The organism is Microvirga sp. Mcv34 (genome assembly GCF_024519725.1).
GTDB lineage: Bacteria > Pseudomonadota > Alphaproteobacteria > Rhizobiales > Beijerinckiaceae > Microvirga.
The window spans coordinates 1-1,423 of the sequence record NZ_JALJRK010000237.1 but is presented as its reverse complement, the minus strand read 5'-3'; the positions used below and the strand labels follow the sequence as shown (position 1 = coordinate 1,423).

Genomic DNA, 1,423 nt, shown 5'->3' with positions numbered 1-1,423 from the left:
CGCACTTCCTGCCGCATCTCAACCGCGATGCCGTCTACCGCATCCTCAAGGCTGAAGGCTTAGGCCGCCTGCCGCCGTCGCAGCCGCGAAAGCGCCGGATCGGCACGTTCAAGGATTATGACCTCGGCTTCGTGCACCTGGACATCAAGCACCTGTCCAAGCTCAGAACCGCCGATGGTGAGCGCCGCAAGCGCTTCCTGTACGTGGCCATCGACCGCTGCTCCCGCTGGGTGCACCTGGCGGTCAAGGACGACGAACTGACCACCAGCGCAATCGCTATCCTGAACGAGGCGATCTATGCCTTCCCCTTCAAGATCACGCATGTCCTGACGGACAGAGGATCCTGCTTCACGGCTGATGGCTTCGAGGAGGTCCTTAACCGCTGGATTTAATGCGACGTGCACTATATTTGCCTGGTCGTTCTTTCAGAATGCTCCACCGTCTCCCTCTTTGATCTACAAGTTCAATGATCCCTGGCGATACACTGAGAGTCTCGACCTCATAAGCTCTCACCGAGCCACTATACTTCGCCTTTTTCTGGCAAGAGCTAACGAATATATATTTTTGGCCCGTTTTGAAACTGAATGTAAGTGGTTGTTTATCGTCCCCACTCAGGATCTGGCAACTGCCTTCTATGCCAGAGGCACCCCAGGAAAAGCCTGTACCCTGCAGAAACTGTGCCGAACTGCCTGTCGGGTTGAAAGCAATGGAGACTGGAAGTAGAAAGAGTGCAGGTAAGTGTCGCATTTTCCCAAAGTCCATCAACGAGGACGCAGCCATCTTTTGGCTGCTCCGGCAGCAAAATGTTGCGAGCCAGTTTGAAGTCAATCCTGAACTTTTGTTGTGCAAGGTAGTGGGCATTCAGGGGATCTTCCCCGATTTTGTGAACAGTGAGAGAGTTTGCTCTCCGTTCGGGTGTGAGATGTCCGAGGGCCGAGTGGATACGTAGCCGGCTAGAATAAATCTCGATGGAGCCGAAGAGATCCCGGCGAGCCCCTATGCGCGTGGTCCGGTGCCGCTGTGATCTTGCCTTAGGAAGATACTGCTGGCGACTGCCTTCTGGGCAGCTTGGAAGCGTCATCAGCTTAGTGAATGCGGATTGACGCGTTCGTGCGAGGAGCGTCACGCCTTTCTTCCGGCTGGCCACAAGTTGATGGGCCGCAACATAACCGGCATCGACCCCTTGGCGTCAAGGGTGGCATAAATCTGTTCCAGAGCGTCGCGATCGGCGACAGCGCCGGCGTAGTCTCCCCAGGCGTGGTCACGTGTGGGCCGCCCTAGTCGCACGTCTCGGTGAGATGCACCTTGTAGCCAATCCAGGTCGTCGTCCCCTTCTTGGGGTCAGCGCAAGATCTGTTCCTGATTATAGTAAGCGGGGCGTGATGGCCGCGGGCTGGGACCGGATCGTGTCCACTCATGGCCA

The 1,423-nt window shown here is 56.4% G+C and carries 1 pseudogene; it reads left to right on the top strand.

The annotated features are described in order from the left end of the window. Positions 1-368 (top strand): annotated as a pseudogene (locus OC446_RS30350) (DDE-type integrase/transposase/recombinase); the annotation flags it as partial. Positions 369-1,423 lie beyond the last annotated feature (1,055 nt).